Source organism: Cupriavidus sp. (genome assembly GCF_057315035.1).
Genome location: NZ_DBHKYV010000017.1, coordinates 71,693 through 92,167, shown reverse-complemented (window position 1 = coordinate 92,167; position 20,475 = coordinate 71,693). Strand labels below are relative to the sequence as shown.

The following is a 20,475-nucleotide window of genomic DNA, read 5'->3' as shown; positions in this document are numbered from 1 at the left end:
TTCAATCGTCGGGCTTTATTTTTTTTCCCGCGAGCTCAAAACAATGGTGTTTTATGTGAGCTTAGTGCGGAAATAGGGTGAGCATGCTCACGCTTTCGAGGCTTCGGGAGCTGCCTCAACCGCCGAAGCTGCGGCCGAGTGGGCGTCGTATGCGATGCCATTGATTCGCGATATCGTCCCCTCCAGCGCGGCATTCGGGCCAAGCCGGATAGTGCCCGCGTAGGCGATACGGCCTTTCACCTTACCGTTAATATGGAGCGAGACGCGTGCGGCAACATCGCCTTCTACGGTCCCATCGATGAGAACGTGGTCTCCCTCGACGGTCCCACGAATCAAGCCTTCAGGCCCGACGTGTACCAGTCCCTGCGACGAGCGTAGGTCGCCGCCGACCAGCCCATAACAACTGATACCGTGATCCGAAGCAACATCGCCGTGGATGCTGAGGCCCGCCTGGATTAGGCTGAAGTTGGCTGTCGTCATGGTTTAGAAGAGTTTGATATCGTTGCTGCGGCGGGGGTCGGCCTGGTGACTCGTTTGGGCGGAGCTCGTTACCCTGCTCTCGATGGATGGAGTAGCGCCCGACTTGGGTGCCGTCTGGGCCGGAGCTTTGATAGGATTTTTATTGGACGGCATCGGTGCAGGTACGGTCGAAACCAAAGCGGCTGCCGCTTCCGATGCTCCAGGTGTCGGCGAGGTGGCTGGCGCAGAGCTTCCTTGCTGAGCCGGCGGAGATGCGTGCGGCGCGGTGTCGATCATGGGCTCTCGCGGGGGCCACTCTTGGCTTTGGACATCCGAGGCGCCGGCGGCCGCAGCGGGTGGGGTAGCCACAGTCTTTGAAGCGGCGGTAGTGCTATCGCGCTTGCCTCCAGACGCAGTCCACATGCCGATGGGGAACGCGATTGCTGCCACGACAAGTACTCCGATGGCTTGGCGCTGCACTTCGCTGAAGCGGCTCCAGATCGCTTTTGCTTCCTTTGGTGGTGTTGCGCCAGGCGCTTCCAGCGCCGGGGTCGAACTACTGCTGCTCGGCATCTCGATGGTCAGCGGTGGTTCAGCGTAGCGTGTGTGCAATCGTGCAATCTCTTGGATGTCCATTGGCGGTCTCAGGGAAGTTCTATCAAACGCCGGCGTCAACCTGCTTGCCGTCGCGGGAGTATCGATCGTTGTCGGGGATGCAGAGGCGGTGAATGGCGTTTATATGTCGGGCAGCGCCGATTAGAGCGTCATCCTTCTGAGCGTCATCGATGTTGCCCGCCATGTATGCGCCCAGAACATTCGCAAAGAGCTGATCGTGCTGACTTAGCAGGCGGATGAGGCGCCCAGCAAGGGAATGCGTCACGACTACATCGCGCCTGTCGTAACGGAGGCTTACGCTGCGGCGCCGGAATGACCGGGACCACGCGAGCTTCGCGTCCATCCATTCGTTCGCTTCTCGGAATCGTGTGTCCAGGGCGAGAATCTTTCCCTTAGTTGCGACACTCATCTTGGCAGTGCAGAAATTGTAGTCACTGCGCAAGAAGTCCCGCACGAAGTCCGAGCAGTACGTGAGAACGGTTCCGCTGTCTGTGTCCGGAACGATCCGTGACACGCGATCCTGGCTTAGAAGGCGCTGGATCGGCTTTGGTCCGCTGCGGTGGGGCGATTGGGGTGTACGACCGGGGTCAGAAGACTGCGGTTGTTCGTCAATACCCCTGCCCCGGAACTGGGGATCGGATGATTCGGCCATTTTCCATACTTATGTGGATCTCTCTCGTAGGAAATTGTCCGACACAATGCCACGTCAGCGAGCCGAGAAACCTATACGATATTGCCGAGCTTTCTGACTTTCTGTGGCCTCGAACTGTGCCACAATCCTATCCATACCTCGCGTCACAGACGCATCGACCTTGACTCCTAGCGAGTCCATCTATTTGTTCAAGTCGTGCTTTAGTGCACGCGCCGACTGGTTGGCTACCAGTGTGGATATTCCTTGTGCTAAGTGTTTTCGCCGAACACTTCCCCTCATTTGCTCGTAATACGCGTTCTCGCTGTGCCTCTTCATGAGCGCACGCGGGACACCGTTCGAGCCTGGGACCATGTGGAGCTCTCTCAAAGGCCCCTCCTAGGCAGAACGGCAGACGTCGAGCCGATCCGTGAACCTGCGGCCGAACCTGTGGGTTCGCGAAAAGGGTTGTTGTGCAGCGTGACCATGCTGCACGAGGGCGACTTTACGTCCTCAACATAGAGTAGCGCGCAATCGTGCGCCGCTCCCTCGATGCCACGCCCCCGGAAGGGGCGTGGCGTTGCAGGTTCCTGCCTAACAAAGCTCGCTGCCGGCGCAAACCGGGGCGGGCTTTTTTTGTTTCTGGTGAGAGACCTCGATTCCAGGAGCAACTCATGCACCACCAGAACGCCGAGATTTCCGCCGCCATCGCGGCAACGTTGAACCTGCGCCGAGCCGAATACGCGGACATGCCACAGGCTTGGCGCAACCTTTGTGAGGCGGCTTATGTCGCCGGTCTAGCGGAAGGCGCGAGAGCGAACTTCCTTAATTCAGTAACGACCCAGCGCGGGGCAGACACAGCCTTGCGCCTTCGGGAGCATGCTGCGTCCATCCGGGCGAGCGTCGTTCAATTTCTCGACAGGAGAGAGAACGGATGCATGCACCCATCACCTACTCACAGCCCGGCGGATGCCGGAGCCTGCTAGAAGAGCGGCCCATGCGGCCGCCCATCATCGGCACGATTCGCCCTGGCATCAAGATCCTGACCAAAGCCGCACGCGGTAACGCAGAGGCGGTCAAGATTCATGATCGCCTGCTCGCGCAAGGGAAATCGTTCGAGACGATCGGCAACGAAATCCAGCGCGCGACGGGGCTTAAGAATCCGTTGTTTCCCAAGAACGTGCCTTGGTTCACCTGCCGCGGTTCGGATTTCACCAATCCAGCGGTGGCCGACGAGATCGTGCAGCGCTACGGCGAGGACCGTGGCGATGGCAACGGGCATCGCTTGTGGCGCTTCCCGGTCCTCTTCGCGTTCGACGACTGGCTGAGCAACATGCCCAATCAGCTCGTCGCCTGGACGCAGAGCGGCCGGCAGTACTTTTCCGAGTACGGCCAGGACGGCAGACGCTACTGCAAGATGTACGCTCCCCCGCAGCGAGATGAACGAGCCAGTCGTGCCAAGCGTGTCTGGGGCGGCCGCACCATCATCCTTCGCCAGGACAACGATATCCCCGACGGCATCTGCGATCCTCAGGAATGCCCGCAGTATCAGCAGGGCTTGTGCAAGGTCTCCGCGCAGTTCTTCTTTGCGGTGCCGAGCACTACTGGCCTTGGCCTGATCGGGTTGCCCACGACCTCAATCTACGTCCTGCAGAAAGCGCACGCCGCCATGCAGACCGTGGCAATGGCCCGCGGCAAGCTCGTTGGCGTCAAGTTCTGGATCTCCAAGCAGGAGGTGGAGATCAGTCGGATCGACGAAACAGGCCAGGCGGTGCGCCAGATGCAATGGCTCATCACGCTGGACGCGGAGATTGATATCGCCGCGCTGCTCGACGGTTCCGACCGCCCGGCACCGGCGCTGGAGATGGCTACGCAAGCGGCTGCAGTACTGGAAGGCGAATCTGCCCCTGAGCGCGCTCAGACACCAGAATCTGCGACGCTTGATCCGCAAGCTGAATCCGGGCTTCAACCTGCTGGACAGCCAGACGGCGAAGACCTTGAAGGTCAATACCGTGACCTCGTCTCCCGCCTCGAGTTGGACAATGATGAAGGGGCGGCGCAGCTGAAGGCCTTTGCCACGGCGACCTTTGGTCGCGGTTGGTCGAAGCGCCCGCAGGATGTGCGCCAGTTCTTAAGCGAGCTTCGCACTGCGTTGGCGAACCCCCTCGCGTTCCGTGAACAGGTCGCGGCGATCGCCGCGGACGTCGTTCCTTAATCTGTCGGCCTCGTGCTGGCGACTCTCGATGGGAAGCCCTTGGGCTTCCCATTTTCTTTCCTGCCGCATTCGCCGGCACATCTCTTGGAGGTACCACTATGCTGAGTGAAAGCGAAGCCTTGTGGCTTGCTCATTTCTCGGACCTGCATTACTCGCCCGGTAACCTGGTCGAGGCAGATCGTTGCTTCGGCTTTGCCGTGGACAATGCGATCGTATCCGGTTGCCACGTGGCAGTGGTCTCGGGCGACTCGACGGATCATGGTCTTGATGCTCACACGCCGGCTCTCGCCGCGCTTGCGCGACGCATCCACCGCTTGTCTGGCCACTGTCCTGTCGTCATGCTTCAGGGAACGTTTAGCCACGAGCCACCGGGCACGCTTAACGTGTTCCGACTCATCGGTGCACGGTATCCCGTGTACGTCGCTGACCGGATTCACCAGGTGGCGCTGTGCAATGGCGAGTTCCATCCGTCCGATGGCGCGATTTTCACAGATGCCGAGTTCGATGCTTTGCGGGCGCTGCATGGCTTGCCACAGGTCGTATTCACCTGTGTGCCAACCGTGAACAAGGCGGTGCTCGCATCGGCCGTCGGTGTTGCCAACGCGGCAACGGCGGTTGGCGATCACCTCGCCGCGTATCTGTCGGCGGCGGGTTTCATGAACGCCAAACTCCGAAACTGGGGCGTGAGAACTGTTGGCATCTCGCATGGGACGGTGAACGGTTGCGAGACCGAGCACGGTGTACCGATGGCAGGCTTCGATCACGAATTCTCGATCGGGGCCCTGTTCGAGGCCGAGTGTGATGCATTCCTGCTTGGCCATATCCACCGCGCCCAGCAATGGGAGCGTGAGGGCAGGGTGGTGGGCTATCCCGGCTCCATCGGGCGGTTTCACTACGGTGAGATTGGCGCGAAAGGATACTTGCAGTGGGATATTTCACCGGGCCATGCCGTGGCGAACCTGGTCGAGACACCTGCGCGGGAAACCGTGTGCGTCGACTTCGATGGGCCGCCCGACATGGAGAGGCTTTCTGCGATCGCCGCGGACGCGACGGACAAATTCGTACGCATTCGCTGGACGGTCAATGAGGAACATCGTCAGCTGGTCGACCGTGACACGATCGTTGCGCTGTTTGGCAAGAGCGCTGAGGTGAAGATCGAAGCGCGGGTTCTGCCTGCCGTACGCAGTCGCGCAGAAGGCATCAGTCGCGCGGCTAGTCTTCCGGACAAGCTATCCCGCTGGGGTGAGCTAACCGGTGTGGAGACGACCCTGCTGATCGATCGCCTTGCCATGCTCGAATCGTTCGATGCGCAATCCATTGCCGATGCGGTGCTGGAGCAGTTGCACGACGCATCGGATTCTGGGATCGACGAGACGAATGCCGTGCCAGCGTTAGTCGCCGGGATGGTTGATGTCTCCGCAACTGCCAATCCCGCGACATCGGCGCCGAAAGCAGAGGCCGAGATGGAGGAAACGCCGCAGATGGATTGGCTGACCGACGACCTTTTTGCGTAGCAGTACGCCCAACCCCTAGAACATGAGAGCCATGTTCCGACTGCCCCTGAGGCAGTCGAAATCTGGTTTCACCCGCGTCCTGGACGCATCGACCCCGTAGTATCCATTTCTTTCCTACTACCCAGACGGGTGCATCCCGTCCGGGGCGCACTCCGTCATTCCTTTGGAGTGCAAGATGATTCTCTACCACGCGGGGCCGGACTGGCTCTTTGTCGAGGAAACCTTTATCAACCGCTCGGACATGGCCAAGCGCCTTTGCGAGCAACACGGCTTTACGCAGTGCATGATGTATGAGCCGTTCGGCCCTGGCCGCGGCGCAGTGATCGCGAAGCGCGACCACATGCTGGTGATGGCCCTGGGTGAAGCGGGTGCCAATACCTTCTTTGCCGTAGCGCCGTCCAAGGAACTGCAGGACTTGATCTGGTCATTCTCCAATGGCCTGGCCTCTCAATGGAGCCAACTCGAACTGCGGGCCCTCACTAGCCGTGAAGAGTGGGGTGCCGTGATGACGATGGCTGCGGAGCAATTTTCGGCAGCCCGTCGCTCTGTCGAGCGTGCCATCGCTGGCAAGCCAGCTCATGACACGCCGGTCCCGGCAGATATGCCGCACTGGGACGACGGTGCCATGGAAGTCCCGCCGGAGTATCTCCATTCCTACAACGGCACGGAGTTGTCCGAATGCGCCCACTGAAACTGACGCTTACCGGATTCCATGGGATCCGGGACGGCATGCAACGCGACAGCGTCACTGTGAATCTCGCCTCGCTGCGCAACGGCCTGATTGCGATTGTCGGCCCCAATGGGGCCGGAAAGACGACGATCATGGACAACCTGCACCCGTATCCGATCATGCCGAGCCACGCGACCAAAATGTCGGTCGATGCATTCTCCTACTGGGACCACCTCTGCGCCCCGCGCGCGGAGAAGGATCTGGAATGGGAGCATGGCGGCAAGGTCTACCGGTCGGCATTCGCGTTCCGTAATCCAGGGAAGAGCCGCAAGGCCGAGTACTACCTGTTCGAAAGGATGGGTGAGGACTGGATTCCTGTGCAACTGGCTGATGGCACGGTATCGGACGGCAAGGCGGAGACCTACGGTCGATGCCTTGAATCGGTGCTGGGTTCGGCCGAGGCGTTCTTCACGAGCGTCTTTTCCGCCCAGAATCGACGACCACTGGCGACCTACCTGCCTGCCGAAATCAAGAGGCTGCTGGCCGAGTTGCTTGGGATCGACTACTTGCGGGACATGTCCGTGAAGGCGGGAGATGTCGCCAAGGCATTGAACCGTGAGCTGGAAAGCCGCCAGCGCGAGGTACTGATGCTGTCTGGCAAGCGTGACAAAGTGGCGGCAATGGCCACGGAGATCGAACAGGTCGACGGGACACTTGCCACCGAGCGTGCCAGGCGCAGCGAGCAGTTGGCGCAGGAAGGCAAACTTGGGCAGGAGCGGGCGACCCTCGCTGCGAAGCAGGCTGCCTCTGCCGGTACCGAAGCACGTTTGCGCGAGTTGCATGAGCGCCACCGTGAATTGACCAAGCGCCAGCAGCAGTTGGTGGACGACGAGCGGGCGGCGACCGCAAGGGAAGCGTCCCGTCGGCAGGATCTGGACCGGGCGGTTGCCGGCCACCAGGCAGTGCTTGCACAGTCCTCGGTTATCTCGGGGGCAGCAGAGCAGCGCGACACCCTGCAGATGGCACTTGGCCGTCGTCAGGCCGAACTGGATGCACTGCAAAAGGAACTTGCAAATCTTCAGCCGGTAGCGACGCAGCATGCGGCGCTTACTGCCGAACTCAAGGGAATGGCAGACCGCGGCGCAATCGCGGCGAAGTTGGCCAAGAACCTGGAGGCGCAGACCGCTGTCATGGATGAGGTGCCGTGCAAGGATCTCGATGTTCATGCCCAATGTCCGTTGCTCGCTCAGGCACACGCGGCAAAGGGCAAGCTCGACGGGCAGCTGATTGAGGTCCGGAATCTTCGGACTGGCTATGCCCAAAAGCAGGAGGAATCCAAACGCCTGGCGACAACGCTGGAACGGCTACCTGCAGTTCGGGAAGCTGTGAACAACGGTCAGCGCGACATTGCACGTGACCATCAGGAGATTCAGCGCCTGACGGCTCTGGCTGCTAAGAAGCCGATGCTCGATGCCGCGGCCGAAGCGGTGGACGTGGCACGCAGGGACCTTGCTACGCTTGCCATTGAGGAAACGGAGCGGAAGTCTCGACTTGATCGTGACAACCAGGATGTCGATTCCCAGTTGGCCAGCGTCCAGCGTGAGCGTGACACCTTGGCCGTTGAGGACGTCACGGGCCTGCTTGCCGATCTTGATCGCCGAATTCTCAGCTGCCGTGAGGCAGTCGGTGCGTTCGACGGGAAGATCGAATCCTTGATCCGGCGGCAAAGCGCGTTGGCTACGGAGCTTGATCTATTAAAGCGGGATGTGGCTGGTTTTGGTGAGCGCGAGTCTCAGGTGCAACGCCTGTCAGATGAGATCGCACAGTGGAAGCTGCTGGCCAAGGGGCTGGGAAACGACGGTGTCATCGCATTGTCGATCGACGATGCGGGCCCCGCGATCACCGGCATGGTCAATGACCTGCTTCTGGCCTGCTACGGTCGCCGGTTCACGGTGGCCATCGAGACGCAGACGAGACTTGCCAACGGCGACGCCCGGGAGGGCTTTGCCATCACGGTGCTCGATGCCGACAATGACAGCACGAAGGATTTTTCAGTGTTGTCAGGTGGACAAAAGGTATGGATCAACGAATGCCTGACGCGCGGAATTGCCCTGTACCGGGCGCAAAGCACGCAGCAGCCGTTCCAGACCCTCTTTACCGATGAGGCCGACGGACCATTGGATCCGGAGCGCAAACGTGCCTTCATGCAGATGAAGCGCGAAGTGCTTCGGCTGGGTGGCTACGAGAGGGAGTTCTTTATCTCGCAGACCCCGGATCTGGTCGATGAAGCTGACGACATCATCAACGTCGTTGCCTTGGCGCAGCAGTAGATTGCGTCACTGTTTTACACCCACCGCCCTCGTATTGAGGGCGGTTTTTTCTTCATCGTTGGATTCCCAGACAACAGCATCAGGAACGCGGGATCTTTGGGGTCGCCTGCGTTGCATCGTAGGATGCCGATCGCATAGAATGAGCGTACTTACCGCGTCCACGACGCATCGACATCGTCAGCATTTGCTGGCACATCTTTTCCTGCTTTGCATCACGCCATACCTGGCGTGCATCTTGGCGTTCTGACTCATCACTGGCTATGGCTTGTGATGTGAGTCGGATCCCAGCATCTCTCGGGCTTCAGCCTGCACCTCTGTTTTTCTTCCCATCGGGGCACCTCTCCCGACGGGATTGGTGTCTCCAATTCCATTGGAGTTACGCCATGAACCAACTTTCCACCTAGGCAGACCTGGCTGGCATGAACATTCACCAACTGGCCAATCTGGTCCAGACTGTCATCTGCAATGATGCGGACTCCGATTTTCGTACGGAAGTCGAGTTCCGTCTCGCCAACCCGCAATCGGGCAGCGCCGTCTTCACCTTGGACGTCGTCAGCATTCGCGGGGCGCAGTTTGAGCGCCGCATTAACACCCCGCAGCGCTTGAACCACGTTATTGATGGGCTCTATCGGCAGTTTCGTGCCCATGGACTCACCTTCACGCAGCCGATCGGCATTCCCGGTTCGACTCGCGAAGGGGATCGGATCGATACCGGTCGGATGAGTTTTACGATTGCAACCCCACACTGATTGATGGGCCTGGTGCTCTGGGCTCTGTACAACACTTGACCAGCGTCGCCCCCTTCTTGAAAGAGAAGGGGGCGTTTTTCTTGGTGCGCCCGGCAGGGCGCACTCACTTGAGGGTGAAAGTCCCTTACACACCCGGCAAGGGGAAGTGTTAGCCAGAGGCAAGGGTTCCCTGGGTGACTGGGGGTCTGAAGGAAGCCCGAGGCAAAGCGCTGGCCTGACGAACAGGAAGCGGATACGAGGCGAAGCACCGGGGTAAGGCAGCCAAAAAGGCCAAAGCCCAGTACTTGCACGGAACGATGCGGCGTATATCCGACAGGCATAAGCGTGAAGGTGGGTGCGTCATACCCGGGGAGATCTGCATCGCTGCCATGGTGCTACCGGCGTCGAGAGGCGGCGGGATGGCGATGCAGAAGTCAGCAGAGGCCATAGTAGGTGGGCGGTTTGCCACTGAAGGGCCGAACACGAACGAGCGCGATTAGGACGACAGACCTCGATGCGAACCGACGAAGCCCAAATGCACGAACGAGTGCAGCCCACAGCGGAGGAAGGCGGGCGGAACCTGCCTGTGGCCGATGGGGGTGCGGAGGCTGGCACGGCGGCTGTTGGGCAAACGAAAGCGCAGGCGCCATCGCTGATGGAAGCGGTGGTCGAGAAGGGCAACATGTGGCTGGCGTACCGGAAGGTGGTCAGCAATGGTGGCGCAGCCGGGGTGGATGCCTTGGCGGTGACGGCGTTGCGGGACTGGCTGAAGGTGCACTGGCCGAGCGTCAAGGCGGTGCTGTTGACCGGTCAGTACATCCCGCAGGCGGTGCGCGCGGTGGACATCCCCAAGCCTGCGGGCGGGGTGAGGACACTGGGCATCCCGACGGTGGTGGACCGGCTGATCCAGCAGGCGTTGCTGCAAGTTCTCCAACCGATCTACGAACCGGGATTCTCCGGGTCGAGCTACGGCTTCAGGCCGGGGCGCAGCGCTCAGCAGGCAGTCCTGCAGGCACAGCGGTATGTGCAGGAAGGCCGGCGCTGGGTGGTGGACATCGACCTTGAGAAGTTCTTCGACCGGGTCAACCACGACATCCTGATGTCGCGAGTGGCTCGGCAGGTGAAGGACGCCCGGGTGCTCAAGCTGATCCGGCGGTATCTGGAAGCGGGGCTGATGCGTGGCGGGGTGGCCGAGGCAAGGAGGCAGGGCACGCCGCAAGGCGGGCCGCTGTCGCCCTTGCTGTCGAACATTCTGCTGACGGATTGGGACCGTGAACTGGAGAAACGGGGGCTGGCGTTCTGTCGCTACGCGGACGACTGCAATATCTACGTCCGAAGCAAGGCGGCGGGGCAGAAGCTGTTGGCCGGGATGACGGCGTTCCTTGCGGAACGGCTGAAACTGCAGGTCAACGAAGGCAAGAGCACGTGCGCACGCCCATGGGCGCGCAAGTTCCTGGGCTACAGCGTGACAGCACATCGTCAGGCGAAGCTGCGTATTGCACCGGAAAGTCTGCAAAGGCTGACTGGGCGAATCAAGGAACTGATGCGCAAGGGGCGAGGAAGGGGCCTGGCCCACACCATAGCGGTGCTGAATCCGGTGCTGCGCGGGTGGGTCGGGTACTTCCAGTACACGCAGAGCAAGCGGCCACTGGAGGACTTGGACGGGTGGATCAGGCGACGCCTGCGCAGTCTGCTATGGCGGCAGGCGCAGCACCGGGCCACCCGAACGACAATGCTGCGTCGGCAGGGCTTGGAAGACGAACGCGCGTGGCACTCGGCCCGCAATGGGCGAGGCCCATGGTGGAACGCCGGGGCGAGCCATATGGGCGCCGCCTTCCCAAAGCGCTACTTCGCTGCCTTGGGGCTGATCTCGCTGCTGGACACTCAGCGGCGCTTGCAGTCTCGTTTGTGAACCGCCGTATGCGGAACCGCACGTACGGTGGTGTGAGCGGGCTGAGGGGGCGACCCCTCACCCGACTCGATGTGACTGGCCATTCCTACTTTCCGGGAATGACGTTCTCTGCCCCACTTTCCACTAGCGCACTGGCTTTCGCCCGGCGTGTCCACACACCATGACGAAGATTCTTATCTCCGCGGAAGACGCGGAAAAGCTGCTCCCGCGCCGCCGGCAGATTCACACGTACATCCGCATCTTTGGATGGCTGGGTGGAAAAATCGACCGTGAAGCGTTACTCGCGGCGTTCAAGGCGGCACAGACCGTTGAGGTCTCGCGCGATGCTGCGTGCTTCGATCATTACCTTGTGGTTATGGCATGAAAACACCAACCTGAAGGCGCTCGCCAAGGTCGGCTTCTTGCCGCCAACCCGCAAGCCAGCCGTAGCCGCCTGATTCTTCGGTGGGCTTTCGCTCGCCACTCCACCACTGTCCATCGCCCGCCCAACCCCGTGGGGTTCGGTGGGCGATTCCATTTCTACTTTCGGCGGCCTTCTGTATGCTGGCCTGACCTCGCAGGCACGGCAGTCAAAGCAAGCTGCAGGGCGGGGGCAGCAATGGCGTCACTCCATGACGGCGGCGGCGCTTGTGATTGTCGCCGCCATCTTCTTCTTCGCCATGGCTCCGGGTGCCGGCGACAAACTCGCCTCAGTCGATCCTAAGAGCTATGAGGTTCAGATCGTCTCAACAGACCTGAACCGGCCGTGGTCTAGTGTTCCTGCCGGACGGCGGCACGCTGGTCACGGAGATCGGCGAGCATTTGCTTATCATCGCCGCCGATGGCTTGTCCTCGGATATCGCGCTCGATGGGTTCCGCCGGCTGGATGGGTATCAGGACGCGGTTCTGGAATGGACGCCTTCGATCGCGCCGGCTGGCCTAGCGGTCTATGACGGGCCGTTGTATCCCGACTGGCGCGGCGATCTGTTGGTCCCGGCGCTCAAGGAACGCGCAGTGGGCCGCGTGCTGCGTGACGGGCGACGGATCGTTGGCCAGCAAATGCTGGCTCACTTGAACGAGCGATGTGGGACTGTGGCCCCTGACGGGGTCATCATACTTTCCGTGAAAAAAATGGCGGTAGCAGACTGCGGAGCCGTCAGCCGGGTCGACAGCATCAGGGCAGGGACGCACAGGCGGGTCTACGTCGACCAGGTACCCACTGACGAACTGGCCTGGTCTAGCCACGGCTTGGGAAGTCGTCGTAGTAGGTGACCAGCGCGAACAGTCCAGAAAATGCATGCTCACAGGCCTCGCAGACGTATTCCTGGTGGATCGTCGTGGCACCCACAGCGCAGGCGCCATGCGTGATGTCAGTCGATTCGCAGCGGGGGCACAGGATCGTATGGGTCGCCATCACGCGGGCCTTCCATTCGTCCTCATCCAGCATGATTGCCTCCATCATCTCCGCTCTGCATGTTATTTCCTTCAACGTGCGACACAGTGTTGGTTCGTCGAAGTCATCATCAGCCAGCACTACGACGAGCAGTTCGTCCCGCGACGTCCCTGTTCGGCACGATATCGACGCCTCGCACCCCACCGGTGCAGTCGCTTATCAACGCGTGGACGACTCGTCGCAGCCATCCTCCGAGGTTTTTCAGGAGCCCGACCATTTCATCTACGGTCAGGACCAACGGTGTCACGAATCAAGTCGAGTGTTTTGTGCTCCCGGCCGTCCAGCCGAAGCAGGGACAGAAACTATGCTCGTCCTTCTGTCGCGCAAAAGCGCTGTTGAATAGAGGCGATGAAGCCGTCCCTGCCGCTAGAACCTCCGTTGCCACAGCGAAAGTGGTCTACGCTCGGTGTGAGCGCAGTTGCACATCGACGGTCATTGCTTGCCTTCCGTCATACTCTCCCCTGCAGTACGTTACCGGCGGTGTCGTTGTCGTCGTCCGCCATCACCAGGGCCACAGTACGATTCGCAGTGTCCCACGAAGGCACGGTGCCAACGCCGCGGATTGGGCCAGTATGCGCCCCCATCAACGCGTGAGTACGCATCTCCCCGTACCCTTCGTCCGACAGTTTCTGCAGGGCCTGAATCAGCTCATCGACGGTCAGTCCCGGCAACCCAAGAAGTTTTGCGCTCATATTCGCGCCCTCGCCGTGAAATAGCTCGCGGTGTTTTTCTTGCTCCCTGCCGTCTACACGTAGCACCAGCAGAAAACTGTGCTCGTCCTCCTCCAAGCGCATAGGCGTACGGCGGCTGCGCCTCTGACGAAATAGCGCCACCGCGCGGCCACCTCGACTCGCCCAAGTCTCAAAATAGAGCTTGGACGCGCAGGACCGCGACATAGCGATCGTCAATATAACTCGGCGCGGCAGGTACTGAGCAGGTTCCTGTATTGGAGCGGTCTCGGTGGGCGTCGTCGGGCAACACCGCATCTCGCGGCTTTGGTTCGGCGTGTCGGCGGCATCGTTCAGCAACCTACTTGCTAGCTGGCCAGGCCATGTTCGCGGCAAGATGGCAACTGCAAGTCATCGTGGCCCTACCGGACGCATTTCCGTGCCATGAGAGGCAACGCGGTCTGGCGCCGCAACAGCGAGCGCGATCGCGGGACGGTGTGATTTGGGAACCGTCGACTTCGGAGCCGAGGAGGCCACATTCGCGCTGTAAGCATCACATTAATTGCGACATGAGACTTTCACTGGATTCTCCCAGGGTGTGTTGAAGGAGGCCGGTAATTCTTGCAATTCGAAGAGCTAGTGCTAGTCTGAAAATGCCGTCAGGCTCACTGCGGCCCGTTCCCGCTCGCTCCCCACTCCCGGCGCGGGCATTTTTTTCCATCCTCCCCGTCGGCAGGCTTGCCCTCGCACACGCCATGCACATCGTCCTGTTTCGCAACGGTACTCGTGCGCTCATGCTTCCGGCCGACAAGACCCTCCTTGATTGCCCGCCTCAGGTCCGGCACTGGCTTGGTGTGCCCTGTGACGAAGCGATGACCGAGCTGACAATGGACACACCCATGCCGGGAATCCATCCGCCGACGGTACTGGCTCAGCTACTGCAAAAGGGGTTCTGTGCCCTCGACGTGTACGGTGTCGTGCAGGGGTTCCAGGCGCAGACCGAGCAGTGGCCAACGGCATTCAGTGCTAGACGATCGGTACAACAACGCGAGGAGACATAGGTCGGAGATCCGCGCGAATAGGCCGGGGAGCGCTGCTGGCAGGGCAACCCCCAGCATGCTGTGCACAACAGCCAGAGGCAAACGGCAACAGTTCCCTCGGGATCCAGAATGCTTCACAAAAGCGCGCCGCAATCGCAGGGTCAGTGGTTGCCGAATCGTTGTTTGCCAATCCCTGGTAAGTCGATCGTCGTCAGGATCCGCCGTATGATGCCGACTCCAGAATCGGATCGGGTGTCAGCAAGCAATCCCCATGGATCATCACATGCCGACACAGCTCTAGTTGCAAGAAGCCGCCCCCGTTGACGAAGGTCACTTCTTCATGCGTCTTGTCCCAACCAAGCCACTTCCGAACGATCCCCAACCGTTCCGGCACTGCCAGGAGCCGGGACTTCGCTGCGCGGTGGGGTAAGAGGGGCGCGTCTTCGACTAGGTGAAAGGGGAATACACACCAACAACACCGGTAGTGCGGACAACGCCTTCTTGACTGCTGGCACGCAATGGGGGACCCGTATTCATGGAACAATTGAGAAGATCACCTTCTCAATCACCCACGAAGAGGGCCAACATGAAACTCGTCATAGCCATCGAGTTCACCGATACGGCTCGCGCAGCAGCCAAAGACATCGATGTGAGCCTCTCGCCTGTCTTTGGGACAATCACTCCGGTAACTGGAGATCTTGTGCGGTTCCCGGGCCAACCACTTCTGTTCATCGTCACCAGCCGTCTTTGGCATGCGAAGGATCGCGACAATGTCGAGTTGCGGGTCATACTCGATCTACACTCTCGTCAGACTCTGTCGCTTGCTTGAAGTAGAACGGCACTTCGGTTCGGCTACTGTTTCGCAGCGCTCGGGTTGAGGTTCCTATGAAAAACCTCGATGAACTCACGCCCACAACGGCTTCGTGTCCCTCGAACTGCAGAACCGCTTTAAGGCACTTTCTACGGTGCCACTGAAGCGAGTCGCGCCGAGGGAGCCGTCAGAGCAGGTGAGATCAAAAAAACCGGAAAACGCATGCTGGCAGGCCTCGCACAAGTACTCCTGGTGAATCGGCAGTGCGGCGATGGCCGATGGCACAGGCGCCATGCGTGATATTGGTCGAATCGCTGCGCGGACTCAGGCTAGTGGTAGTGGCCATTTCGAACCAGACAATTTGAAGGTTGCCAGCATCGCTCCCGGGCCTGCATGGCCTCGATGCCCCAGTTTTTGGCTCTCGTTGCGACAAAGCCGGAGGTACAAGGCGTTCGTGCCCAGATAGGCGGTGCTCAGGCATTGTCCGCCATGAGCAAGTGCGGCTTGCTGGATACGAGAGAGGCCATCGGCGTCGGTCCTCTGCGCGGCCACGTGCATCGGTACACGTGCGACATCAGTTGCCCAAGACTCGCTACTCGAGGCGGCATCCCGGCGGCGTGCGAGGGGCGCATGACAGCCAACCCGGCATTGGCCAACGAAATTGCTGTCGGTCAGCGGATCGTACAGAGTCACCTCGATAAAGCAATTGCGGAGGTCCGCATTTTCATCTTGTCAGTTGGTCCGATTCAGTCCCGCGACCGCCTACGCACCGGCGGGCACCATTGCCCATTCCGCCACGCCCTCGCGTAGTTTCAGCGCACTGAAGCCTTGTTCCCTGAGCAGGCGTACGGCGTCGTCGGACATCAGGCAGAACGGTCCCCGGCAGTACGCCACAATCGGCTTGTCCATCGGCAGCTCGGCCAGGCGTGTACGTAGATCGGCCAGCGGCATCGAGCGGGCGTATGGCAGATGCGCTTGCGCGAATTCGTTCGGCGGCCGCACGTCGATCATGACGATGTCCCCGGCCTTGGCTTTGCGCAGCAGTTCGGCCCGATCCTCCCCACGCCATTCGCCATGCGCGGCCGCAAGCTGTTTCAGCACGCCCTGTAGCTCGACCAGCCGGTCTTCGGCCAAGGTGTGCAACATCACCCACAGGCGTGGCACTTGCGCGCTGGCGATGCGGTAGATGACGTGCTTACCCCGCCGCTCGGTCTCCAGCAGTCGCGCAACGCGTAGCGCCTTCAGGTGAGCACTGGCGAGCTTGACGCTGATGCTCGCCTCAGCGGCCAGCATCTCGACAGATTTCGGCGCCTGGCACAGCAGCTCGATCAACTCCAGCCGCTTCTCGCTGGCAACCGCCTTGGCAATGCGGGCGACCTGCTTGTACAGGTCGTCCTTGATAGCGCGATTCGTGGGCATAAGGTGTCCGAAAGTCCAGTTGGCGCAGAAGGCTCCACCTTCCGGCGGAAAGTATGTACACTATACATTCTAATGTTTATTAGAATGTTGATGGGATCTACCTCGCCATCCTGACGACGTGTTGCACGAGCGGTCGCGGGGTGCGGGTGACGCCAGGAGGATAGGCCATGTTTTTCAAACAACGCACGAATGACGATGCGTCCATCTCATATCTCCTGGGTTGCGGCGGCCACGGCAAGGCTGTGGCCGTGGATGTGGTTGCGGGCGACGAGGCATGGTTCATCGAGGCGGCGAAGCGCGCTGGCGTGACGATCACGTATGTCATCGACACCCACGTCCATGCCGATCACTACTCGGGCGGCCGGGCGCTGGCGCAGGTCGTGGGCGCTCCCTACTGCCTGCACGAGTCCGTCCAATCAACCTTGCGCTACGCCATGCAGCCGCTTCGCGACGGACAGATGCTGGACGCGGGCAATGTCAAGATCCGGGTCCTACACACACCTGGGCATACTCCCGACAGTATCTGCCTGTTAGTCACCGATCAGCGCCGCAGTGAATCCCCCTGGTTTTTGCTGACCGGCGACACGCTGTTCGTCGGGGCGGTTGGGCGCCCAGACTTGGCCGGGCAAGAGCGCGAGATGGCGGGTGTGCTGTATGACAGCTTGCACAGTAAAGTCCTGCCGTTACCGGACGAGATCGAGATTTTTCCTGGCCACCAGGCGGGAAGCGCCTGCGGGGTGGGATTGTCTGGCAAGCCCTCCTCGACGCTCGGCTTCGAGCGACGCTGGAACCCCAGCCTGACACAGGACCGCGAGACCTTCATTGACGCCCAGACCCAGGCGATCCCGCCACGACCGGCCGACATGGCGGCGGTCGTCAACGCCAATCTCGGGCTGACGAGCTGACGAATGGAAGCAACCGCAATCCGTCTCGGGCTGCGCGAGAACTGGGGCCAGTTCTTGCTGCTGGTGGTCGTCAATGCCTTCGTGGGCGCCATGGTAGGCCTGGAACGCAGCATTCTGCCGGCCATCGCCGAGCACGAATTTCACCTTGCGGCCAAGGCGGCGATCCTGTCCTTCATCGTGGTCTTCGGCATCTCCAAGGCAATGACCAATTACCTGGCGGGCCGGATGTCCGACCGCTTCGGCCGCAAGCAGGCACTCGTAGCCGGATGGCTCGTGGCGATCCCGGTGCCGTTCGTGCTAATGTGGGCGCCGCAATGGCATTGGGTGGTCGCGGCCAATGTGCTGCTCGGAATCAGCCAGGGGCTGACCTGGTCCACCACGGTCATTATGAAGATCGATCTGGTGGGACCCAGGCAGCGCGGCCTGGCCATGGGGCTGAATGAGTTTGCTGGCTATGCCGCCGTCGCCGTCAGCGCGTTGTTGACTGGCTGGATCGCCGCGCGGTACGGGCTTCGCCCGGAGCCGTTCTATGTTGGGGTGGTCTACGTCGTGGCCGGCCTGCTGCTGTCCTGGCTGGCCGTGCGCGAAACCCGGCAGCACGCCCAGCACGAGGCGCGCAACCACGCGGCCCTGGCAGGCGCCAGCGCACTGAGTCAGGGGGAGATCTTTCGCCGCATGTCGCTGACCGACCGCAATCTGTCCAGCATCAGCCAGGCGGGGCTCGTCAACAACCTCAACGATGGCATGGCGTGGGGCTTGTTTCCCCTAGTGTTTGCGACGGCAGGCATGAGCCTCGCGCAGATCGGCGTGCTGGCAGCCGTCTATCCAGCAGTCTGGGGCTGCACGCAGGTATTCACGGGCGCGCTGTCGGATCGCATCGGTCGTAAATGGTTGATAGCCGGCGGGATGTGGGTGCAGGCGGCCGGAATCATTGTCACCGCTTCGACGGCTACTTTCGACGGCTTTGCTTTGGGCGGCGTGCTGCTGGGTATCGGCACAGCCATGGTCTATCCGACTTTGCTGGCGGCCATCGGCGATGTGGCGCACCCGAGCTGGCGCGCCTCCGCCGTCGGTGTTTACCGGTGGTGGCGCGATCTGGGGTATGCCGTGGGCGCGCTGCTGGCCGGCATCACCGCCGATCTGTTCGGCCTGATCACGGCGGTGTGGCTGGTTGCGGCGCTAACGTTCCTGTCCGGGCTGGTGAGCGCTGTCCGCATGCGGGCGTAATACTGCCCGGCAAGATTACTGCTGCCGTAATTTCTGCCCACAATGGCACGCAACACTGCTTGCCGCTGCGTTCGATGCATTGGCCGGCTTTGACGATTCGCATGCGCGTTGCTGCTGGATTGGCGGGCATGGAACCGAGCCGAACGAACAGAACACGCAGCAGTCCCCCGGCTTGGGACGCAGCACCACCTTGCAGTGCAGGCATTCGTAATAGAACCGGCAAGCATCCGTAGGCATGGTTTCGCGCTGGACGTGGCCACAGTGCGGGCATGTCAGCACGGAATAAAGGTTTGCAGCAGTCATCATGCTCTCACTTCTGCACAGCGGATGGATATCCCGCGTTCGTTGTAGCGCGGGTCAAAGCCTCCGGCTGAGTCCTGTCCGGATCGTATGTGACGATGGCCGTCTTGGTCCCAAAATCAACTCTGACGGCGCTGACCCCGGCAACCTTTTTCAGCGACTTCCTGATGGTAATTGGGCATAGGTCGCACGTCATGTTCTGCACGTCCAGCGTGACGCTCTTTGGAGGGGCTGCGAACACGACCGCCAGCGGAAGGGCCAGCAGCACGGAAATGAATGGTTTGCGCATCGACTCCTCTCAATAAAACATCGGGGCAAGCCACGGCACGGCCAGCAGGCCGAGCAGCAGCGCCGTGACGATCCAGAACGTATGGCGCTGCCGCCGGCCGGTACGCGGATCGGTGCAAGAGGTACCGGGCGCGCAGGCCTGCGGTACCAGGTAGAGCTTGCGGAAAGCCAATCCAAGAAACAGCAGTGTCAAGCTGATGAACACCGGCCGGTAGGGTTCCATCGCCGTGAGGCTGCCTACCCACGTCCCGCCGATCCCAAGCGCCAACAGCAGAAGTGGACCCACGCAGCACACGGATGCACCGATGGCCGCAAGAGCACCTGCGATGAGTGAGCCTTTGCCGGTGAGCGGGGCCATTGTCTTTCCTGTAACTGTTTTTTCATTTGCTACTCTAGACTCCGTACCTAGATACGGAATCAAGGGGAAAAATGGCTTCGGAGCTGACCATTGGCAAGCTGGCGGAGGCGGCCAATGTACACATCGAGACGATCCGCTACTATCAACGGCGCGGGCTGTTGTCTGAGCCGCCAAAGGGGCTTGGCAGCCATCGCCGTTATTCGCCGGACCAGGTCAACCGCGTGCGCTTCATCAAACGCGCACAAGCTTTGGGATTCAAGCTAGACGAGATTGCTGCGCTATTGAGTTTGGACGGGGCGCATGACTGCGCGGACACTCGCGCACTGGCTGACCAAAAACGAACCCTTATCGAGCAAAAATTGGCCGACCTTGCGAGCATGCACCAAGCGCTTACTGATCTGATCCAAAAATGTGGCGAAGGCGACGGGGCGACTCCTTGCCCAATCATCCAGGTGCTGGCCAGTGATTAGGCTTGCGCATGCAGGAGTTCCCGGCCTGTGGCGTTAGAAGATGTTTCGTCCTTGCTCGGAAGTCCGCCCGGCAGCGCCCATTTGCTGCCATCTTTGGACATCAGCAGCGCACGGTCACCTCGCGCGCAAATCACGGTGGCCGGGAAACGGTCGATGTTGTAAGGGAGACCGGCAAGACAAAAGTACCCACCCTGACGCTTCAGTGAATTCGGTACTGGCTAGGCAGGATCGCCAGCTCACGGCTTCAACTCGGTCACGGGGACATGAAGATGTAGCAGGCGGTCGACCGACATGACTGCCACGATCCCCGCTCCTGGCACTGTCGATTTCCCCTCATTGACGATCGCGTTGGCGATGGCCTCGACGTCAGGCCTCTTCCGCAAAGATCTCAATCTTGGTGTGCGCTGTGGTCAGGTCGCTCGAATAGAAATTGCGGTGCTCGTCGTATCCCTTGACCTTCGTTGCAGTCAGCCCGGGAGCGTGGAC

Annotated in this window: 22 protein-coding genes; 14 read left to right on the top strand and 8 right to left on the bottom strand. The window is 60.8% G+C overall.

All coding sequences use genetic code 11. From position 1 onward, the window contains the following. Positions 1-87: 87 nt before the first annotated feature. The gene (locus ACO550_RS20585; RefSeq protein ID WP_315593802.1) at positions 88-480 is read right to left on the bottom strand and encodes a polymer-forming cytoskeletal protein; all 393 of its coding nucleotides are present in this window, start codon (positions 478-480) and stop codon (positions 88-90) included. A 637-nt stretch (positions 481-1,117) separates the two neighbouring features. Continuing rightward, positions 1,118-1,726, bottom strand: a complete 609-nt coding sequence (locus ACO550_RS20580) for a hypothetical protein (protein ID WP_315593801.1) — start codon at positions 1,724-1,726, stop codon at positions 1,118-1,120. Between the two features lie 650 nt (positions 1,727-2,376). Between ACO550_RS20580 and ACO550_RS20575 the strand changes: the two genes are divergently transcribed. From ACO550_RS20575 to ACO550_RS20535, 9 genes are all read left to right on the top strand, one after another. Then, positions 2,377-2,688, top strand: a complete 312-nt coding sequence (locus ACO550_RS20575) for a DUF7696 family protein (RefSeq protein WP_485994947.1) — start codon at positions 2,377-2,379, stop codon at positions 2,686-2,688. Beyond that, positions 2,637-3,917, top strand: a complete 1,281-nt coding sequence (locus ACO550_RS20570) for a recombination directionality factor (protein ID WP_315593800.1) — start codon at positions 2,637-2,639, stop codon at positions 3,915-3,917. Before ACO550_RS20575 ends, ACO550_RS20570 begins: the two co-directional genes overlap by 52 nt. Positions 3,918-4,015: 98 nt before the next feature. Continuing rightward, entirely contained in the window at positions 4,016-5,431 is a 1,416-nt protein-coding gene (locus ACO550_RS20565) for a metallophosphatase family protein (RefSeq protein ID WP_315593799.1), read from the top strand. A 175-nt stretch (positions 5,432-5,606) separates the two neighbouring features. Next, complete coding sequence (locus ACO550_RS20560; protein ID WP_315593798.1) at positions 5,607-6,122, top strand: hypothetical protein; 516 nt, start codon at positions 5,607-5,609, stop codon at positions 6,120-6,122. Continuing rightward, on the top strand, positions 6,110-8,431 hold the full coding sequence (locus ACO550_RS20555) for an AAA family ATPase (RefSeq protein ID WP_315593797.1): 2,322 nt from the start codon (positions 6,110-6,112) through the stop codon (positions 8,429-8,431). Before ACO550_RS20560 ends, ACO550_RS20555 begins: the two co-directional genes overlap by 13 nt. Before the next feature lie 419 nt (positions 8,432-8,850). Continuing rightward, positions 8,851-9,180 (top strand): hypothetical protein, encoded by a 330-nt coding sequence (locus tag ACO550_RS20550; RefSeq protein ID WP_315593796.1) that lies wholly within the window; start codon positions 8,851-8,853, stop codon positions 9,178-9,180. Between the two features lie 493 nt (positions 9,181-9,673). Then, the gene (gene ltrA / locus ACO550_RS20545) at positions 9,674-11,071 is read left to right on the top strand and encodes a group II intron reverse transcriptase/maturase (RefSeq protein WP_315593795.1); all 1,398 of its coding nucleotides are present in this window, start codon (positions 9,674-9,676) and stop codon (positions 11,069-11,071) included. Positions 11,072-11,231: 160 nt separating this feature from the next. Then, positions 11,232-11,435 carry a hypothetical protein gene (locus ACO550_RS20540; RefSeq protein WP_315593794.1) on the top strand — a complete coding sequence of 68 codons (204 nt, stop codon included), beginning with the start codon at positions 11,232-11,234 and terminating at the stop codon, positions 11,433-11,435. 389 nt (positions 11,436-11,824) lie between these two features. Beyond that, complete coding sequence (locus tag ACO550_RS20535; protein WP_315593793.1) at positions 11,825-12,322, top strand: PQQ-dependent sugar dehydrogenase; 498 nt, start codon at positions 11,825-11,827, stop codon at positions 12,320-12,322. On the opposite strand, the gene ACO550_RS20530 is transcribed toward ACO550_RS20535, so the two are convergent. Beyond that, positions 12,288-12,512: a PaaD-like zinc ribbon domain-containing protein gene (locus ACO550_RS20530; RefSeq protein WP_315593792.1), complete on the bottom strand. Its 225-nt coding sequence runs from the start codon at positions 12,510-12,512 to the stop codon at positions 12,288-12,290. The genes ACO550_RS20535 and ACO550_RS20530 overlap by 35 nt on opposite strands. 440 nt (positions 12,513-12,952) lie before the next feature. Next, positions 12,953-13,291 carry a hypothetical protein gene (locus tag ACO550_RS20525; RefSeq protein WP_315593791.1) on the bottom strand — a complete coding sequence of 113 codons (339 nt, stop codon included), beginning with the start codon at positions 13,289-13,291 and terminating at the stop codon, positions 12,953-12,955. A gap of 635 nt (positions 13,292-13,926) precedes the next feature. Between ACO550_RS20525 and ACO550_RS20520 the strand changes: the two genes are divergently transcribed. Together ACO550_RS20520 and ACO550_RS20515 are read left to right on the top strand one after the other, a co-directional pair. Continuing rightward, entirely contained in the window at positions 13,927-14,232 is a 306-nt protein-coding gene (locus ACO550_RS20520; protein ID WP_315593790.1) for a hypothetical protein, read from the top strand. Positions 14,233-14,797: 565 nt separating this feature from the next. Then, the gene (locus ACO550_RS20515; RefSeq protein ID WP_315593789.1) at positions 14,798-15,040 is read left to right on the top strand and encodes a hypothetical protein; all 243 of its coding nucleotides are present in this window, start codon (positions 14,798-14,800) and stop codon (positions 15,038-15,040) included. Positions 15,041-15,784: 744 nt separating this feature from the next. Here ACO550_RS20515 and ACO550_RS20510 read toward each other — a convergent pair. Continuing rightward, positions 15,785-16,441 (bottom strand): metalloregulator ArsR/SmtB family transcription factor, encoded by a 657-nt coding sequence (locus ACO550_RS20510; RefSeq protein WP_315593788.1) that lies wholly within the window; start codon positions 16,439-16,441, stop codon positions 15,785-15,787. Positions 16,442-16,608: 167 nt separating this feature from the next. Here ACO550_RS20510 and ACO550_RS20505 point away from each other — a divergent pair, with 167 nt between their 5' ends. Together ACO550_RS20505 and ACO550_RS20500 are read left to right on the top strand one after the other, a co-directional pair. Then, a complete protein-coding gene (locus ACO550_RS20505) occupies positions 16,609-17,346 on the top strand; it encodes an MBL fold metallo-hydrolase (protein WP_315593787.1) in 738 nt (245 codons plus the stop codon). 3 nt (positions 17,347-17,349) lie between these two features. Further along, on the top strand, positions 17,350-18,573 hold the full coding sequence (locus ACO550_RS20500; protein WP_315593786.1) for an MFS transporter: 1,224 nt from the start codon (positions 17,350-17,352) through the stop codon (positions 18,571-18,573). Positions 18,574-18,588: 15 nt separating this feature from the next. Here the strand turns inward: ACO550_RS20500 and ACO550_RS20495 are convergent, their stop codons facing one another. The 3 genes from ACO550_RS20495 to ACO550_RS20485 are packed head-to-tail and all read right to left on the bottom strand — an operon-like array spanning position 18,589 to position 19,519. Then, positions 18,589-18,876, bottom strand: coding sequence for a GDCCVxC domain-containing (seleno)protein (locus tag ACO550_RS20495; RefSeq protein ID WP_315593846.1), 288 nt, complete (start codon positions 18,874-18,876; stop codon positions 18,589-18,591). Between the two features lie 7 nt (positions 18,877-18,883). Next, positions 18,884-19,162, bottom strand: coding sequence for a mercury resistance system periplasmic binding protein MerP (gene merP, locus ACO550_RS20490; RefSeq protein ID WP_315593785.1), 279 nt, complete (start codon positions 19,160-19,162; stop codon positions 18,884-18,886). A gap of 9 nt (positions 19,163-19,171) precedes the next feature. Continuing rightward, a complete protein-coding gene (locus tag ACO550_RS20485) occupies positions 19,172-19,519 on the bottom strand; it encodes a mercuric transporter MerT family protein (RefSeq protein WP_315593784.1) in 348 nt (115 codons plus the stop codon). A gap of 71 nt (positions 19,520-19,590) precedes the next feature. Here ACO550_RS20485 and merR point away from each other — a divergent pair, with 71 nt between their 5' ends. Beyond that, complete coding sequence (merR, locus tag ACO550_RS20480) at positions 19,591-19,989, top strand: mercury resistance transcriptional regulator MerR (RefSeq protein WP_315593783.1); 399 nt, start codon at positions 19,591-19,593, stop codon at positions 19,987-19,989. The last annotated feature ends 486 nt before the right edge of the window (positions 19,990-20,475 follow it).